Source organism: Pseudarthrobacter sp. GA104, from assembly GCF_009741265.1.
In the GTDB taxonomy this organism is placed as follows: Bacteria; Actinomycetota; Actinomycetes; order Actinomycetales; family Micrococcaceae; genus Arthrobacter.
In genome coordinates this window covers 3929011-3944757 of record NZ_WOWL01000001.1, presented here as the reverse complement: position 1 = coordinate 3944757, position 15747 = coordinate 3929011, and the positions used below count along the sequence as shown (strand labels likewise).

Here is a 15747-nt window from a genome sequence, read left to right as displayed (position 1 = left end):
GCTTCTCATACGCGCGGGGGCGCCCTTCCGGGGCAGGCGTGCAGTTGACCTGCCGTTACACCCGGCCGGTCATACGTCGGCCCCGAGCCGCTGGCTGATCACCGTGGAGACGCCGTCGCCGCGCATGGTGACGCCGTACAGCGCGTCCGCCACTTCCATGGTCCGCTTCTGGTGGGTGATGACAATGAGCTGGCTGGATTCCCGGAGTTCCTCGAAGATGGTGATGAGCCGGCCCAGGTTGGTGTCGTCCAGGGCAGCTTCCACCTCGTCCATGACGTAGAAGGGCGAGGGCCGTGCCTTGAAGATCGCCACCAGCAGCGCCACCGCGGTCAGCGAGCGTTCCCCGCCCGACAGGAGCGAGAGCCGCTTGATCTTCTTTCCGGCGGGACGGGCCTCCACCTCGATACCGGTGGTGAGCATGTCGGCAGGGTCGGTGAGCACCAGCCGCCCCTCCCCGCCCGGGAAGAGCCGGGCGAAGACCCTGACGAACTGGGCCTGGGTGTCTTCGAAGGCCTCGGTGAAGACGCGCTGGACGCGGTCATCCACCTCCTTGATGATGTCCAGCAGGTCCTTCCGGCTGGCCTTCAGGTCCTCGAGTTGGGTGCTGAGGAACTGATGGCGCTCCTCGAGTGCGGCGAATTCCTCCAGTGCCAGGGGGTTCACCCGGCCCAGGCTGGCGAGGTCGCGTTCAGCCTTCCGCAGGCGCTTCTCCTGCTCTTCGCGGACGTAAGGCTTTCCCTCGACGATTTCCGCGCCGGCGCCGTCCACCGGAGCACGAAGGGCAGCCCATTTGTCGCCGCTTTCTTCGGCCGGAACCGGAACGGGAACGTCCGGTCCGTACTCGGCTGCCAGGGCGTCCGGGGTAATGCCCAGTTCGTCGATGGAGCGGGTTTCCAGTGCGTCGATTTGCGCCCTTTGCCGGGCCCGGGCGAGTTCGTCGCGGTGGACGTTGTCCGTGAGGTCGGCCAGTTCACTCGCCAGGAGTTCATTGGCGGTCCGGATCTCCCCAAGTGCCTGGTCGCGCTGCTCACGGTTGTCTTCGGCAAGGTCACGTTCATGCCGTGCCAGATCCACGGACACGTCAACGTGGCGGAGCGCCATGTCGACGGCGGCGGACACGGCGGCTGCGCGCCGCGCCTGGATGCGGCGGACACGGGCGCGCTCGGCGGCTTCCTCCCGGGCCCGGCGCTCAGTGGCGGCGGCCCGCTCCAGTGAGGCCACCCGGTTCCTGGTGGCTGAGAGCTGCTCTTCGGCGCTCCGAAGCGCCAGCCGTGCCTCAACCTCTGCAGCGCGCGCCTGGGCCGCCGCCTGGGCCAGGGCGTCGCGGTGTTCAGTTGACGGCTCCTGCTCCGCGGGCGCTTCCTGTGCCGCCGCCAGGCGTGCGGCCACCGCTGCGAGCGCTTCCTCCTCTGCCGCCACGTTCTCCTCCGCCCTGGCCAGCGATGACGCCAGGCGGTCGCTTTCGCCGACGGCGCTGCGGAGCACGGAGTTCAGGTGGCCGAGGCGCTCAGCCACGGCGGCCAGCTTCGCGTCGGATTCGTGCAGCCTTTCCAGGGCGGCGTCGGCCCGATCCTGCGCCTCCGCGCGCTTTGCCTCGGTGGCCGCGAGGGCGAACCTGTTCCGCTCCAAAGCTGCCGTGACCGCCGCAAGCCGGCTCTCGGCGTCGTCCACCGCCGCCTGCACCTCAAGGAGCGACGGCGCCTTGGCCGAGCCGCCGGTGACCGACACTGCGGTGAAAACGTCTCCGCCGGTGGTGACGGCCGTCAGCCCGGGGTGTCCCGCCACCAGGGCGGCCGCTGCCTGGATGTCCGGGACAACGGCAGTGCCGGCCAACAGGTCCGCAACCAGGCTGGCGGAGGAGGCGTCGCAGCTGGTGAGGTCCGCGGCCCAGCGCGCGCCCGGGGGGAGGGACATGTCGGTGCCGGTTGTGGGTCCAGCTGCAGCCCCTGCCGATCCGAGGAGCAGTGACGCCCGTCCGGCGTCGTCGTCCTTGAGGAGCTGGAGCACCGCCGTTGCCGTCTCCGCGTCCCGCACCACGATTGCCTCGGAGGCCTCCCCCAATGCCGCGGCTATCGCAGTCTCGAAGCCGGCTTCCACCGTGAGCCCGGCAGCCAGGGTTCCGAGGATTCCATCGAGGCCCGCGTGCAGCGCGTGCCTCGCCCCGTCTTTCCGTTCCAGGCCCAGCTTCAACGCGTCACGGCGCGCCGCCAGGGCGTCGCGCTTCCGGACCCCCTCACTGACGGCTGACTTCAGGCCGGCGATTTCCTGGACCACGGTGTCGAGGGCCTCATTGGCGGCCTCGTAGTCGGCGTCAAGGGATTCCTCTCCCTCCTCCACACCGGCCACCTGGTTTTCCAGTGCCGTGAATTCGGCCTGGGCACGTGCCCGGCGTTCGGTCCCCGCCGCAAGGGATTCACGGAGCCTGCCCAGTTCCGCCTGGGCGGACTCAACACGGGACCTCGCCGCCGCAACCTGGCCTGCCAGCCGGGCCAGGCCTTCGCGCCTGTCAGCTGCGGCCCGCAGCTCTGCCGTGAGCCGTTTGTCCTCTTCGAGCGCGGCACGCTCGGCCTCTGCCTTTGCGGCGCTTGCTGTGTCCAGGGCGCTGCGCCGGTCAAGGATGCTGCGCTCGAGTTCAACCAGCTCCTCGCGGACCCTGGCTGCCTGGCGTTCCAGTTGTTCCGGGTCCCGGCCCGGCGGCGGTGCCTCCACGGAACCGAGGAGGCGGCTGCGTTCCTGTGCCAGGGAGCCCAGTGAGCGCAGCCGCTCCCTGGCAGCGGACAGACGGTACCAGGCGTCCCGTGCGGCATTCAGCCGGGGGGTTGCTTCAGCTGCGAGTTGCTCCAGCTCAGCTTGTTGGCGGCGGCCGGCCTCAAGTTCCCGGCCGGCGAGGGCCCGCCGTTCTTTCAGGGCGGCTTCGTCCGCCACGTCCTGTTCCAGTGCCAGCTGGAGCTGGACCAGATCGTCGGCCAGCAAACGGGCGCGGGCATCGCGGACATCGAACTGGACCCGCTGGGCCCGGCGCGCCACTTCCGCCTGTTTCCCCAGCGGCGTGAGCTGGCGCCGGATTTCTCCCGTGAGGTCCGTGAGGCGCTGGAGGTTGGCCTGCATGGCCTCCAGTTTGCGCACGGTCCGTTCTTTGCGCCGGCGGTGCTTCAGGATTCCGGCCGCTTCCTCGATGAAGCCCCGCCGGTCCTCCGGCGTGGCATGGAGGACGCGGTCCAGCTGGCCTTGGCCGACGATGACGTGCATCTCGCGGCCCAGCCCGGAATCGGACAGCAGTTCCTGGATGTCCAGCAGGCGGCAGCCTGCGCCGTTGATGGCGTATTCCGATCCGCCCGTACGGAAAAGCGTCCGCGAAATGGTCACTTCGGTGTACTCGATGGGCAGGGCGCCGTCAGTGTTGTCTATGGTCAGGGAGACGTGGGCCCGGCCAAGGGGCGGCCGGCCTGACGTCCCGGCGAAAATGACGTCCTCCATCTTTCCGCCGCGGAGCGTTTTGGCCCCCTGTTCGCCCATGACCCAGGCCAGGGCGTCCACCACATTGGACTTCCCGGATCCGTTGGGGCCAACCACCGCGGTGACCCCTGGCTCGAAATTGAAGGTGGTGGCGGACGCGAATGACTTGAACCCCCGGACGGTCAGGCTTTTGAGGTGCAAGGCTTTTCGGATCTCCTGAGTGGCTGAGGCGGCTGCTTCGCTGTCCTCAATCTACTGCGTGGGGGCCCAATATCCGGGATTCCCGCGGGCATTGTCACCAGCGCCCGTTCCGGGGACGGGGCTGGCAGACGGGGCAGGTGTGCGAGGACCGGTTCATGAACTGCTCGCGGCGGATGACGGCGTGGATTCCAGCTGCGGCGCAGCGTTTGCAGGCCTGACCTTCCCGGCCATAGGCGTTAAGGGACCGGTCAAAGTACCCGGAGGCGCCGTTGACGTTCACATACAGCGAGTCGAAGCTCGTTCCGCCGGCCGCGAGGGCATCCAGCATGACCTGCCGGGCGCTGGCGAGCACCCTTTCCGCATCGCCACGGCGCAGGGTGTCGGTGGGCCGGGCATAGTGCAGCCGGGCGCTCCACAACGCTTCGTCCGCGTAGATGTTTCCGATCCCGGAGACCAGTCCCTGGTCCAGCAGCGCCCGCTTCAGGCCGGTTTTGCGCTTGCGGAGGCGCCGGTAGAAAACGTCGAAGGAGAAGGCGGGGTCCAGGGGGTCCCGTGCAATGTGTGACGCTTCCTCAGCTATCAAGGGCAGGGGCGATTCGGCGAGGCCGCCGGGGCCGCCGTCGTCCGTGGGAACCATCGCCGTGACGAACAGCCCGCCAAAGATCCGCTGGTCCACGAACCTCAGTTCTTCCGGCTTGCCGTCACCGGGGCTGAGCCGGAAACGGACCTTCAGGTGCTTTTCGTCCGGGACGTCCCGGTCCTGCATCAGGAGCTGGCCGCTCATCCCGAGGTGGGCCATCAGGGCAATGCGGGGGCGTTCCACGGCCGGCGGCGGCGCGTCCCCGGCGACGCCGTCCCCGTGGCTGCCTTCCACCAGCGGCATCCACAAGAACTTGCCCCGCCGGACGACGTCTGCAACCGTGGCGCCTTCCAGGTTGCCGGTAAAGTCCTCCACGCCCAGGGCGTGGCGGCGCACCGACCGTGGATCAAGGACCTCCACCGAGGTGATGGTCCGGCCGCGGACCCAGCTCACCAGGCCGCGGCGTACCACCTCAACCTCGGGAAGTTCAGGCATGGCGCTACTTGGCGGGGACGGAACCGGCGGACTTTTTTGCTCCCGCTGCTGCTCCGGAGAGCACCCGCCACGCGTCCGCGGCGGCTTCCTGCTCCGCTTCCTTTTTGGAGTGGCCGGAACCCTTGCCATAGGCGGTTCCGCCCACATGGAGGACAGCCGTGAAAGTGCGGGCATGGTCCGGACCGGAGCCGTCCACTGCGTAGTGGATGGTGCCGAGCTGGCGGCTTGCAGCGAGTTCCTGGATGTTGGTCTTCCAGTCCGTTCCGGCGCCCAGCGCGGCCGCGTCCTTCAGCAAAGGGCCGATCAGGCGCATCACCAGCTGGCGTGCGGTCTCGATGTCGTTGGACACGTAGGTGGCACCGATCAGTGCTTCCATGGTGTCCGCGAGGATGGAAGCCTTGTTGTTGCCGTGGGTGAGCTTTTCGCCCTGGCCAAGGTAGATGTACTCCCCGATGCCCAGGCTGCGTCCGATGCCGGCAAGCGCACGGGTGCTGACGACGGCGGAGCGCCGCTTTGCGAGCTCACCTTCGGGCAGTTCCGGGTTGTCCCGGTACAGGGCATCGGTAACGGAGAACCCGAGGATGGAATCACCCAGGAATTCGAGCCGCTCGTTGGTGGGGATGCCGCCGTTTTCGTAGGCGTAGGAACGGTGTGTGAGCGCAAGACGAAGCGTCCCGGCGTCTATAGAGACACCGAGACGCTTCAGAAGCTCTTCAGTTGAAGACATCATGTCAGCCTCAGGGGCCGATTAGACGTCCGCGACCTTGCGTCCCTTGTACTCAAGGAACAGCGCAGTGCCAGCCGAGTCGGTGACGACCTTTGCCTGGTGCGGCAGGCTGTAGGTGACCTGGCCGTTCTCGACGGTCTTCACCAGGTGGGGGGCGGTCGCCTTCCACTGGGAGCGGCGGGCGCGGGTATTCGAGCGAGACATTTTCCGCTTGGGAACAGCCACGGCTAACTCATTTCTCTCTAGACAAACACGTACAAATCAATTTTGCCGGTCAGGCTTAGCCATATCAGCTAGGGCAGCCCAGCGAGGATCCAAGACCTCGTGGTGGTGCCCCGGCTCGTCTTCCAGGCGAACTCCACATTCGGAGCAAAGGCCCTGGCAGTCTTCCCGGCACACCGGCTGGAACGGCAGCGCGGTCACCACTGCGTCCCGCAACACCGGTTCAAGATCGATTACATCGTGCTCGACTCGACGTTGCTCTTCATCATCTTCTCCGTCCGAGAGCTCCACGCCCTCATAGAAGAAAAGTTCTTGCACATTGACCTCGAGGTCATACGCAAGGGGATCCAGGCATCGGCCGCATTCACCTGTTACCTCGGTGAGCACGGTTCCTGATACCAAAATTCCTTCGTGTACGGCTTCAAGCCTCAGATCCAGCTCGATATCCGAGCCTTCCTGAACGCCAATGAGCGCCACGCCAAGATCACCTGGCGCGGGTACATGTTCCTTCAGTGTCCGCATGCTTCCCGGGCTGCGCCCGAGGTCCTTGACGTCGAACGCCAGGGGCGAACCAGCATCTCTTTTAATGAGAACTCCTGTTGAACATATGACCGACGTACTATCTTAGCCTGAAGAGCCACAGGGACTCAAACCGGCCGGCAGGGAGTGCCGAAGTACCGGACCAGCCTACCCCCTCGGCTGCTGGCCGGGGCCCGACTCGCCCGCAAGCATCCGCCGCAGCACCGACCGGGGCACGTATTCGGACACATTTCCGCCCAGGCCGGCCACCTCTTTGATCAGGGTGGAGGAAAGGTGGAGGTAATGGGCCTCTGCAGGCAGGAAGACCGTTTCAACGCCGCTGAGCTGCCGGTTCATGGTGGCCATGGGCAGCTCATAGTCGAAGTCCGAGGACGACCTGAGTCCCTTGACGATGGCCGAAACACCGCGCTGCCGGCAATACTCTGCCAGCAGGCCCTCCCCGACTGGTTCCACCACGATGCCCTTGAGTGAGGCGAGGGTTTCCCGTGCCATGTCCAGGCGCTCCTGGAGGGTGAACCTGTACTGCTTGGCCTGGTTGGTGGACACGGCCACGATGACCTCGTCAAAGAGGCCGGCGGCACGTGCAATAACCTCGAGATGGCCGTTGTGGATAGGGTCGAAGGATCCGGGGCAGACAGCGCGTCTCATGCTCCGAACCTACCCCATGGGAACACCGGGATACCATGACTGGATGCATCCACCACGGGAACTTTCCACCCCCATGGCCCCTGCTCCGTGGCAGCGCGCCGCCCTCGGAGCAAACCTCCTTGCCCCCGACGGAGGCCTGGGCGTCACCATCTTCGAAGAGATGACCACCCTGGCCGTGCAGACAGGCGCCATTAACCTCGGCCAGGGGTTCCCGGACGAGGACGGCCCGGCGGAAATCAGGGAGGCCGCCCGGTCTGCCATCCTGGCGGGCGCGAACCAGTATGCGCCCGGCAAGGGCATCCCGGAACTGCGGGAGGCAGTCTCGGCCCACCAGCAGCGGTTCTACGGCCTCTCCCCCGACCCGGCGACGGAAGTCATCATCACCACCGGAGCCACCGAGGCCATCGCGGCCTCGCTCCTGGCCTTCGCCGGTCCCGGCGACGAGGTCCTCACCCTGGAGCCTTTCTACGATTCCTACGGCGCCGTGATCGGCCTGTCCGGTGCGACGCACGTGACTGCACCGCTCCTGGCCCCGGACTTCATGCCGGATATGGCCGCCCTCGAGGCCGCTTTCAGCGCGCGGACGAAGGTGGTGCTGCTGAACAACCCCCACAACCCCACCGGGGCGGTCTTCCCGCGGGACGTGCTCCAACGGGTCGTTGACCTGGCCCGCAGGCATGACAGCATCATCATCACGGACGAGGTCTATGAGCACCTCACGTTCGGCGTCCGGCACGTACCGGTGGCTTCCCTGCCCGGAGCGGCGGACCGAACCATCACCATTTCCTCGGCCGGCAAGACCTTTTCCCTGACTGGCTGGAAGGTCGGCTGGCTCACGGGACCCGAAGAGCTGGTGTCGGCCGCCCGGACGGTCAAGCAGTTCCTCACCTACAGTTCGGGCACGCCGTTCCAGTCGGCCATCGCCACGGGCCTGGCCCTGCCGGACTCCTTCTATGAGGGCATCGCGGCGTCCCTTGAGCACAAGCGGGACATCCTGAGTGAAGGCCTGCGTGCCGCGGGGTTCGAGGTCTTCTCGCCGCAGGGCACGTACTTCGTCAATGTGGACACCGCCCCCTTGGGCATCAGCGACTCCGTGGACCTGGCCCGGAAGCTTCCGGCACTGGTGGGCGTGGCCGCGATCCCTGTCCCGGTTTTCTGCCACGCCGAGGGAGCGGAGCGCACCCGAAGCCTGCTCCGTTTCGCCTTCTGCAAGAAGGCCGAGGTCCTGGAAGAGGCTGCCGGGCGGCTGGCTGCACTCAGCGGCAGGCTCTGATGCCCGGCGGGCGGGAAGTCCGGGCGTCCCGGTTCCTGCGCACCACCGGACAGCACGCGTCCATAGAACCCGACGCCTTCACAGCCGGCAGCTACGTCCTCAGCATCGGCGGCGCGGAACAGTCCCACGTGAACCTGCTGCAGCCCGAGGAGATCTTCTACGAATACCTGCGCCGGATCGGACACCTGGTGGACCTGGCGGCAAGCCCCGGGGTTCCGGTCAGTGCGCTGCACCTGGGCGCGGGAGCGCTGACCCTGGCCCGGTACATCCAGGCCACCAGGCCCGGGTCGGTGCAGTATGCGGTGGAGCTGGAGCGTGAGCTGCTCGATTTCGTCCTGCGGGAGCTGCCCCTGCCCGAGGGGACGGACCTGCAGACCATCATCGGCGATGCCCGGGAGTCACTTGTCCGGATTGACCCCGAAGTCCGGTTCGACGTCGTCATCCTGGACATCTTTTCCGGGCCGGACGCGCCCGCGCACCTGACCACCGGCGCGTTCTACCGGGAGGTGAGGGAGCGGCTCAACCCTGCAGGACTGCTGATCGTCAATGTCGGCGACGAGCCGGGCCTGACCCTGGTCCGAAGCCAGGTGTCCGCCATGCGGCAGGCCATGGCGGATGTGGCCGCCGTCGCGGAAACAGGCATGTTCGAAGGCCGCTACCCCGGCAACATCATCCTCGCCGGCACCCTCACCCCGTGGCCGCCGGAATGGACCACTGAACTGACCGCCCGCGGGCCGCACCCGGCAAAAGTGCTGGCCGGAGTGGACCTCGACCCCTTTGCAGGATGACTCCGGGAGGCCAAAGTTCCCGCGCCCGGGCTAGCGTCCGGCCGGTTCCGGCGCCTCGGGAATGTCGTCATCGTCGATTGCATCAGGCACGAAAGGCTCCGCGAACCACAGCCTGGTCTCCCCGTATTTCTTCTCCGCAAACCGGGTGAGGGCCTCGGGCCACCGGGGCTCAGGCGAGCGGGAGGAGCGCTCCACCACCACCACCGCCGCCGGCGACAGGTGGGTGGACAGCTTCAGGAGCACTGCCTGCAAGCCAACCTCCTCGAGCAAATACGGCGGGTCCAGGAAAACAAGGTCCCAGACTGCCGCCTCCGATGCGCGTTCCAGGAAGGATTCCACCTTTGAGCGGTGGACGGTTACCACTTTCCGGCCCAGGACGCCGTTGACGAGATCGGCATTGCGCTGGCAAACGGCGCTGGCCCTGCCATCGGACTCCACCAGGTCCACTGTCCGGGCGCCCCTGCTGCCGCTCTCGACCCCCAGGGCGCCGGAACCCGCATAGAGGTCCAGCACGCGGGCGCCGGTAATGACGTTGAAGGCATCAAGGCGGGAAAAAAGCGCTTCCTTGACGCGGTCCGTGGTGGGCCTGGTGAGGGATCCCGGGACGCCGGTCAAAGGAGTGCCGCCGGCGGCACCTGCAATAATCCGGCTCATTCGACGCTCCTGTCTTGGCCGCCAGGATATCCGGCACCCACCATGCTAGCCGCGTTCAAGGAACGCCTCCTTCTCGGGATTGAGGTATTTGTCGATCGCTTCGGCAAGCTCCGGGCGAGCGGACAGGGCAGGGTCCTCGCGCACAATCTCCTGGGCGTCTTCCCTTGCCCGGGCAATGACGTCGCCATGCTCCAGGACGCGGAGAAGCTTCAGGGTGGAGCGTCCGCCTGATTGCGAGGCTCCCAGGATGTCGCCCTCGCGCCGCAGCTTCAGGTCCTCTTCGGACAGGACGAAGCCGTCGGTAGTCGCCGCCACGGCATCCAGCCGGCGGCGGCTGGGATGCTCGGGTTCAAGGGCGGTGACCAGCAGGCAGGTCCCTGGCAGCCCGCCCCGGCCCACCCGGCCGCGGAGCTGGTGCAACTGGGAAATACCGAACCGGTCCGCATCCAGAATGACCATCAGGGTTGCGTTGTGAACGTCCACGCCCACCTCGATCACCGTAGTGGAGACAAGCAGCTTGATGCGGTTGGCCGCAAAGTCTTCCATGACGCCGAACTTCACGTCCGGTTCCTGCCGTCCGTGGAGCGGCGCCAGGGGAACTCCGGACAGGGTGGTCTCTTCCCGCAGATGCTCGACGACGGCCGTCACCGAGGCGAGCTCCCGGCCGCCGTCCCCTTCCGCATCCCCCGCCGGAAGCTCCGCCTCCCCGGGGCTGAAGTCGCCGTCGTCGTCCGTTCCGATCCTGGGGCAGACGACGTACACCTGATGGCCCCTGTCAATCTCCTCCCGGGCGCGGGCCCAGATCCGGCCTGCCCAGGCCGGGTTCTCGGCAAGTCCCACCAGGTGGGTGGCGATAGGGGCACGGCCGGCCGGCAGTTCGTCCAGGACCGACGTTTCGAGGTCGCCGAAAACTGTCATCGCGACGGTCCGCGGGATGGGCGTGGCCGTCATCACCAGCAGATGCGGCGGCTTCCGCGCCTTGGCGCGCAGGGCATCGCGCTGTTCCACCCCGAAGCGGTGCTGCTCATCCACCACGATCAGGCCGAGATCATAGAATGAGACGTTGTCGCTCAGCAGGGCATGGGTCCCGATGATGATCCCGGCCGTCCCCGAGGCGGCATCAAGCAGGGCCTGCCGGCGCGCCGCCGTTGGCATGGAGCCAGTGAGCAGCGAAACCTGGACGGAAGCGCCGTCCATCCCGCCCAGCAGGCCGTCTCCGGAGAGTGGGCCCAGGGTCCGGCGGATCGATTCGAAATGCTGGGCAGCGAGGACCTCCGTGGGCGCCAGCAGGGCCGCCTGCCCGCCGGCATCCACCACCTGCAGCATGGCACGGAGCGCCACGATGGTCTTGCCGGAGCCCACTTCTCCCTGCAGCAGCCGGTTCATGGGGACGTCCCGGGAGAGTTCTGCCGCCAGGGTTTCCCCGACGGCGGCCTGCCCGGCCGTGAGCGTGAACGGAAGGCTCCGGTCGAAACTGGCCAGCAGGCCCTCCGGAGCGGGCCGGCGGGCGGTGGCTTCTTCCGAGGCCAGCTGTGCACGGCGGCGGGCCAGGGCGGACTGCAGCACCAGTGCCTCCTGGTAACGGAAGCGGCGACGTGCCTGCTGCCAGTCCGTGGCCGACTCCGGCTCATGGATCAGCCGGTAGGCTTCGGCGATCGGCAGGAACTTCTCCCGGGCCGCGATGGCGGCTGGCACGGGATCCGGCAGGGAGCCAAGGTCAGCAGTTTCGAGCAGGGTTGAGACAGCCTTCTGGATCTTCCAGCTGGGAAGCTTGGCGGTGGCCGGATAGATGGGAATGGGCATGGCGGCCAGCTTTTCCGGATCCCGGCCGCCCTCGCTGAACGGATCATCGTCCAGCAGCTGGTAGTCGGGGTTGGTGAGTCCAAGGGATCCCTTGAAGGACGTGACCTTGCCGGAAAACAGCGCCCGGCGGCCAGGGAGCAGGTCCGCTTGGGCCTTGTAGCCGTTGAAGAAGCTGATCTTGAGCGTACCCGGCGCTTTGCCCCGGTACTCCGTGCCGCCTACCACCCGGAGGCCCTGTCTTCCGTCGTCGTCGGAAACCACGACGTCGGTGATGGTGCCGCGGCGCGCCTGCATCCGGCGGGTGTTGCTGGAGAGCACCCGGGCGATCAGGGTGACTTCTTCGTCCCGGGGAATCTCGCTGATGGGCGTCAGCTCTCCCCGGCTCATGTAGCGGCGCGGGTAGTAATTCAGCAGCCCCTCGACTGTGGTGATGCCCAGATGCTTTTCAATGACCGCTGCGGAACGCTTGCCAATCCGCCGTTCCAGCGCCAGGTCCAGTTCAGCGCTCATGCCCACTGGAGTTCACTGCATCCGTTGCCGGGTCCCGCGGCAGCGCGAGTTCACTGATGCTGATGTTGGCCGGCTCCCCCAGGGACCGGATGATGTGGACGGCGGGATCCGCCTCGGGGACATGGACGTGGACGCGCCACCGGTAGTTGCCGTCGGAATCGGGCACGCTGCCAACCTGGCTCATGATCACGGACTCGCCCACCTCGTCCAGCCGCTGGCGGAGGGTTGCCGCATTGAGGGGTGACAGGCTGATGGTGCACATGACTTCCACGCCGTCGTCATCCGGCATGGCCGTATGGATGTGCGGGTCCGACACGTCGTAGCCGTGCAGGCCGTCAAGGAGTTCGCTTTGGAGCTCTTCGCCCAGGATCGCTGAGCGAAGGCAATCGAGGATCAGCAGCATGCCCACTCCGCCCGCATCAACCACATGGGCGGTCGTCAGAACGTCCAACTGGTCTTCGGTATGGATCACCGCGGCGAGGGCGCCCTCCACAACGGCGTCCAGGGCAAGGCCCAGGGCGTGGTTGCTGTCGTCCCCGTTCTGTCCGGCGTCGACAGCGGCCGCGGCCCGGGCTGCCGCTTCCATGACGGACAGCATGGTTCCCGGCACGGGATCGCTCAATGCCGACCAGGCACGGATCTGGGCACGGTTGAGGGCTGCCGCCAGCAGGGTGGAGGTCAGCCGGGTGTGGCCTGCCAGCGGCTCGGCGGCTGCGCACAGGAACACCGAGAAAAGGGTCCCCGAGTTGCCCCGCGCTTCCTCCATGGCGGCCTGGCCCGCGGCGGCAAGGACGGCGCCGACGTCCATCTGCGCGGGGTGGTCACCCGTGGCAGCGAGGGAACGGGCTGCGGCGCGCACGGTGACGTAGAGGTTGGTGCCGGTGTCGCCGTCGGCCACGGGAAAGATGTTGATGGCATTCAGGCGGTCGCTGTGGTTGCCAAGGGCGGTCTCAGCCTTGCCCAACCATCTCTTCATCGCTTGCGCGTTAGCGGCAACCTTAGTGTGCAAAGTGATCCCATCCCCCGGTGTCCGCGGACCGGCCCGCAATTTTGACGCCCGGGCCTTCATTGATTCCCAGTGCTTGTACTGAGCCTATCGCAGTGAATCCGTGAGGCAGCGGCGAACCAGGAGGGAAGGTGGCAAGCAGTCCGTGGTCCTCCCCGCCGCCGAGGACCCACTCTCCAGGGTCCATGCCCAACAGTTCAGCGGCCGGCCGAAGGGCGTCCGCCAGCCGCTTCAGCGGGCCTGGATTGAGGTCGACGGCGACACGGCTGGCTGTTGCCAGCCTCAGCCCATCGCGCAGCAGCCCGTCTGAGATGTCCAGCATGGCGGTGGCGCCGGCGGCACGCGCGGCGGGCCCGGACGCCAGGGGCGGCCGTGGCCTGCACTGCAGTTTCACCAAGGCGCGTTGGCCGTCGCTGAGGGCATCAACAGGCACGTCCGACTCCAACAGTGCGAGGCCTGCGGCAGCATGGCCGGCGGTGCCCGCAAGGGCCAGGACGTCCCCCGGCCTGGCCCCGGACCGGAGGACCGGCGCGCCGGCGTCGAGCGTTCCCAGCACGGCCACGGTGACGGAGATTTCGCGCCCGCGCCCCAGGTCCCCGCCCGCTACCGAGCAGGATGCCGCGCCCAGTTCCCTGATGCCCGCGGTGAGGCCGTCCGCCAGGTCCTCCACCCAGCCCACAGCCGTTTCGGGCGGAAGGGTAAGGCTTACCACCATCGACGTGGCGCGCGCACCCATGGCGTTGATGTCACTCAGGTTCTGCGCCGCAGCTTTCCAGCCGACGTCGAAGCCGGTAGTCCGGTAGCCGTTGGGCCATTGCAGCCTGAAGTCCTGGTCCTGGACCTGGGTGTCGATGCTGATGACGGTCCTGCCGTCAGGAGAAGCCACTATGGCGGCGTCGTCCCCCGGGCCGAGCAACGTAGCGTCGCTGTGCGCGCCGTCCATGGCCAGGCGCGGAAAGATCCGGGCCAGCAGCCCGGCCTCGGAGAGCGCAGAGACGGTCAGGGCGGAGACGGTCTGCGGCTCCCCGACGGCGGCAGCGCCTTCAGGCTGGGGCCGCCCGTGGTGGGTGATGGGATTCTCAGGCACTCCACTACGCTATCGCGGTACTCCGACATTGCCGGCCCACGGTGCCGCGTCAGGGCGGAGCCCACCGCGGCGATAGGCTGGAGACATGCACCGTCCCCAGCTTTCCCTGCCCGCCCGCGTTGCCAGGCTGGCACTGATTGGGAGCCTTGCGGCCGTTTCTTTAACCTCGTGCTCGCCTGCCGTGGATGTTCCGGCGGCCAAGGACGCGGCCAACCCGGCGTGCGCGCCCATGATGGTGGGCCTGCCTGATGCCATCGGCGAGTACGCGCTGCGAAAGACAAACAGCCAGGCCACGGCCGCGTGGGGCGATCCGTCCCTGGTGATCCTGCGCTGCGGCGTGAATGTGCCCGGGCCCACCACGGACCGCTGCGTGACCGTGAACGGGATCGACTGGGTCATCAAGGAAGGGGATCCGGTGTGGACCCTGACAACCTACGGCCGCGAACCGGCAACGGAGATCCTCCTGGACCCTGACAAGATCAGTTCTGCCACTGTCCTTGCCGACCTTGCGGCAGCGGCCGGCAAGGTGCCGGCCGCCAGGAACTGCGTGGGGCAGGAGGATCTCCAGAACCTGCCGCCGAGCCAGTAGGCCGCGGCGGCTGACTCTCAGCGCAGCCCGGTTTTGCGGTTCAGCGCGAGGTAGATCAGTTCGTCGATGAGGTCGGCGTAACCCAGGCCGGAAGCCGCCCACATCTGCGGATACATGCTCTTGGGCGTGAAGCCGGGCATGGTGTTGATTTCGTTGATGATGAGTTCCCCGGCGGGCGTGTAGAAGAAGTCCACCCGGCTCAGGCCCTCGGCCCCCACGGCGTCGAACGCCGCCGCGGCAAGCTCCCGGACCCGGGCTATGGCTTCCTCGGGGATGTCGGCAGGGCAGCTGAGGGAGGCGGCGTCGTCCTCCACATACTTGGCGTTGAAGTCGTAGAACTCGTGGGTTCCGCCTGCCACGGAAATTTCACCGGGCATGGAGGTGCGTGGCGCTTCGGTGCCCCTGCCTTCGAGGACCGCACATTCGATCTCCCGGCCGGTGATGCCGGCCTCGATCACCAGTTTCAGGTCGTGCCGCCGGGCTTCCTCGATGGCTGCATCGAGGAGTTCCAGGGAATCCACCTTGGAGATACCCATGGATGATCCTGCCCGCGCCGGCTTGACGAAGACGGGAAATCCCAGCCGGTCCACCTGCTTGCGCACTGACTCCGGGTCCTTGCGCCACTGCCTGTCCGTCACCGCGACATACGGACCGACCTGCAGCCCGGCAGCCTCGAACACCACCTTCATGAAGTGCTTGTCCATGCCCACGGCCGAGGCCAGGACGCCGGCGCCGACATAGCGGGTATCCGAGAGTTCCAGGAGCCCCTGGATGGTTCCGTCCTCCCCGAACGGGCCGTGGAGAAGCGGGAAAACCACGTCCACCGTGCCGAGCTCCTGGGGTACCTCGTTCGGGGCCGTGACGATCAGCTGGTGCTCGCCCCCGATCTCGGCAAGGGTCACGGTCTGCGGCGAAGGCGCCACCTCAGGGAGGGATGTTCCCGCGAGGGACCACTGGGCCGTATCGGCTGACGCGAGGACCCATTGCCCGGTTTTGGCGATGCCAATGGGAATTACTTCGTACTTGTCCTTGTTGATCGCGCCGAGGACACCGGCCGCTGTCACGCAGCTCACGGCGTGCTCGCTCGAGCGGCCGCCGAAAAGGACCGCCACCCGGGGTTTGGCCCTGCGCGCGGGCTCCCCTGCAGCCAGGTTTTCATGGGACATCG

The 15747-nt window shown here is 67.2% G+C and carries 14 protein-coding genes; 3 read left to right on the top strand and 11 right to left on the bottom strand.

Annotated elements, in window-relative coordinates; genetic code table 11:
• Positions 1 to 69 precede the first annotated feature (69 nt).
• From smc to coaD, 6 genes are all read right to left on the bottom strand, one after another.
• Positions 70 to 3657, bottom strand: coding sequence for a chromosome segregation protein SMC (smc, locus tag GK109_RS18020; protein ID WP_197432495.1), 3588 nt, complete (start codon positions 3655 to 3657; stop codon positions 70 to 72).
• A 94-nt stretch (positions 3658 to 3751) separates the two neighbouring features.
• Positions 3752 to 4732: a bifunctional DNA-formamidopyrimidine glycosylase/DNA-(apurinic or apyrimidinic site) lyase gene (gene mutM, locus GK109_RS18015; RefSeq protein WP_157241903.1), complete on the bottom strand. Its 981-nt coding sequence runs from the start codon at positions 4730 to 4732 to the stop codon at positions 3752 to 3754.
• 4 nt (positions 4733 to 4736) lie between these two features.
• Positions 4737 to 5459 (bottom strand): ribonuclease III, encoded by a 723-nt coding sequence (gene rnc, locus GK109_RS18010; protein ID WP_157243108.1) that lies wholly within the window; start codon positions 5457 to 5459, stop codon positions 4737 to 4739.
• A gap of 21 nt (positions 5460 to 5480) precedes the next feature.
• Entirely contained in the window at positions 5481 to 5684 is a 204-nt protein-coding gene (gene rpmF / locus GK109_RS18005; protein WP_009356569.1) for a 50S ribosomal protein L32, read from the bottom strand.
• A gap of 36 nt (positions 5685 to 5720) precedes the next feature.
• Positions 5721 to 6245 (bottom strand): DUF177 domain-containing protein, encoded by a 525-nt coding sequence (locus GK109_RS18000; RefSeq protein ID WP_157241902.1) that lies wholly within the window; start codon positions 6243 to 6245, stop codon positions 5721 to 5723.
• Positions 6246 to 6368: 123 nt separating this feature from the next.
• Positions 6369 to 6869 carry a pantetheine-phosphate adenylyltransferase gene (gene coaD, locus GK109_RS17995; protein ID WP_157241901.1) on the bottom strand — a complete coding sequence of 167 codons (501 nt, stop codon included), beginning with the start codon at positions 6867 to 6869 and terminating at the stop codon, positions 6369 to 6371.
• 43 nt (positions 6870 to 6912) lie between these two features.
• On the opposite strand from coaD, the gene GK109_RS17990 reads away from it, so the two are divergent.
• Both GK109_RS17990 and GK109_RS17985 read left to right on the top strand, forming a co-directional pair.
• Positions 6913 to 8142: an aminotransferase class I/II-fold pyridoxal phosphate-dependent enzyme gene (locus GK109_RS17990; protein WP_197432494.1), complete on the top strand. Its 1230-nt coding sequence runs from the start codon at positions 6913 to 6915 to the stop codon at positions 8140 to 8142.
• Positions 8142 to 8930, top strand: a complete 789-nt coding sequence (locus tag GK109_RS17985) for a spermidine synthase (protein WP_157241899.1) — start codon at positions 8142 to 8144, stop codon at positions 8928 to 8930. The genes GK109_RS17990 and GK109_RS17985 overlap by 1 nt, the downstream gene beginning before the upstream one ends.
• A gap of 30 nt (positions 8931 to 8960) precedes the next feature.
• Here GK109_RS17985 and rsmD read toward each other — a convergent pair whose 3' ends face one another.
• The 4 genes from rsmD to thiL are packed head-to-tail and all read right to left on the bottom strand — an operon-like array spanning position 8961 to position 13846.
• Positions 8961 to 9584 carry a 16S rRNA (guanine(966)-N(2))-methyltransferase RsmD gene (gene rsmD / locus GK109_RS17980; protein WP_157241898.1) on the bottom strand — a complete coding sequence of 208 codons (624 nt, stop codon included), beginning with the start codon at positions 9582 to 9584 and terminating at the stop codon, positions 8961 to 8963.
• 45 nt (positions 9585 to 9629) lie between these two features.
• Entirely contained in the window at positions 9630 to 11897 is a 2268-nt protein-coding gene (locus GK109_RS17975) for an ATP-dependent DNA helicase RecG (protein ID WP_157241897.1), read from the bottom strand.
• On the bottom strand, positions 11887 to 12873 hold the full coding sequence (locus GK109_RS17970; RefSeq protein ID WP_157241896.1) for a DAK2 domain-containing protein: 987 nt from the start codon (positions 12871 to 12873) through the stop codon (positions 11887 to 11889). The genes GK109_RS17975 and GK109_RS17970 overlap by 11 nt, the downstream gene beginning before the upstream one ends.
• Before the next feature lie 22 nt (positions 12874 to 12895).
• Complete coding sequence (gene thiL / locus GK109_RS17965) at positions 12896 to 13846, bottom strand: thiamine-phosphate kinase (RefSeq protein ID WP_157243106.1); 951 nt, start codon at positions 13844 to 13846, stop codon at positions 12896 to 12898.
• A gap of 229 nt (positions 13847 to 14075) precedes the next feature.
• On the opposite strand from thiL, the gene GK109_RS17960 reads away from it, so the two are divergent.
• Complete coding sequence (locus GK109_RS17960; protein WP_157241895.1) at positions 14076 to 14579, top strand: DUF3515 domain-containing protein; 504 nt, start codon at positions 14076 to 14078, stop codon at positions 14577 to 14579.
• 17 nt (positions 14580 to 14596) lie between these two features.
• Here the strand turns inward: GK109_RS17960 and GK109_RS17955 are convergent, their stop codons facing one another.
• Positions 14597 to 15745: a D-alanine--D-alanine ligase family protein gene (locus tag GK109_RS17955; RefSeq protein ID WP_157241894.1), complete on the bottom strand. Its 1149-nt coding sequence runs from the start codon at positions 15743 to 15745 to the stop codon at positions 14597 to 14599.
• Between the last annotated feature and the right edge of the window lie 2 nt (positions 15746 to 15747).

Coding starts and splice junctions, on each gene's coding strand:
- mutM (WP_157241903.1), bottom strand. CDS start 4,732: ATGCCTGAACTTCCCGAGGTTGAGGTGGTACGCCGCGGCCTGGTGAGC.
- rnc (WP_157243108.1), bottom strand. CDS start 5,459: ATGTCTTCAACTGAAGAGCTTCTGAAGCGTCTCGGTGTCTCTATAGAC.
- coaD (WP_157241901.1), bottom strand. CDS start 6,869: ATGAGACGCGCTGTCTGCCCCGGATCCTTCGACCCTATCCACAACGGC.
- GK109_RS17990 (WP_197432494.1), top strand. CDS start 6,913: ATGCATCCACCACGGGAACTTTCCACCCCCATGGCCCCTGCTCCGTGG.
- GK109_RS17985 (WP_157241899.1), top strand. CDS start 8,142: ATGCCCGGCGGGCGGGAAGTCCGGGCGTCCCGGTTCCTGCGCACCACC.
- rsmD (WP_157241898.1), bottom strand. CDS start 9,584: ATGAGCCGGATTATTGCAGGTGCCGCCGGCGGCACTCCTTTGACCGGC.
- GK109_RS17975 (WP_157241897.1), bottom strand. CDS start 11,897: ATGAGCGCTGAACTGGACCTGGCGCTGGAACGGCGGATTGGCAAGCGT.
- GK109_RS17970 (WP_157241896.1), bottom strand. CDS start 12,873: ATGAAGAGATGGTTGGGCAAGGCTGAGACCGCCCTTGGCAACCACAGC.
- thiL (WP_157243106.1), bottom strand. CDS start 13,846: ATGGACGGCGCGCACAGCGACGCTACGTTGCTCGGCCCGGGGGACGAC.
- GK109_RS17960 (WP_157241895.1), top strand. CDS start 14,076: ATGCACCGTCCCCAGCTTTCCCTGCCCGCCCGCGTTGCCAGGCTGGCA.
- GK109_RS17955 (WP_157241894.1), bottom strand. CDS start 15,745: ATGTCCCATGAAAACCTGGCTGCAGGGGAGCCCGCGCGCAGGGCCAAA.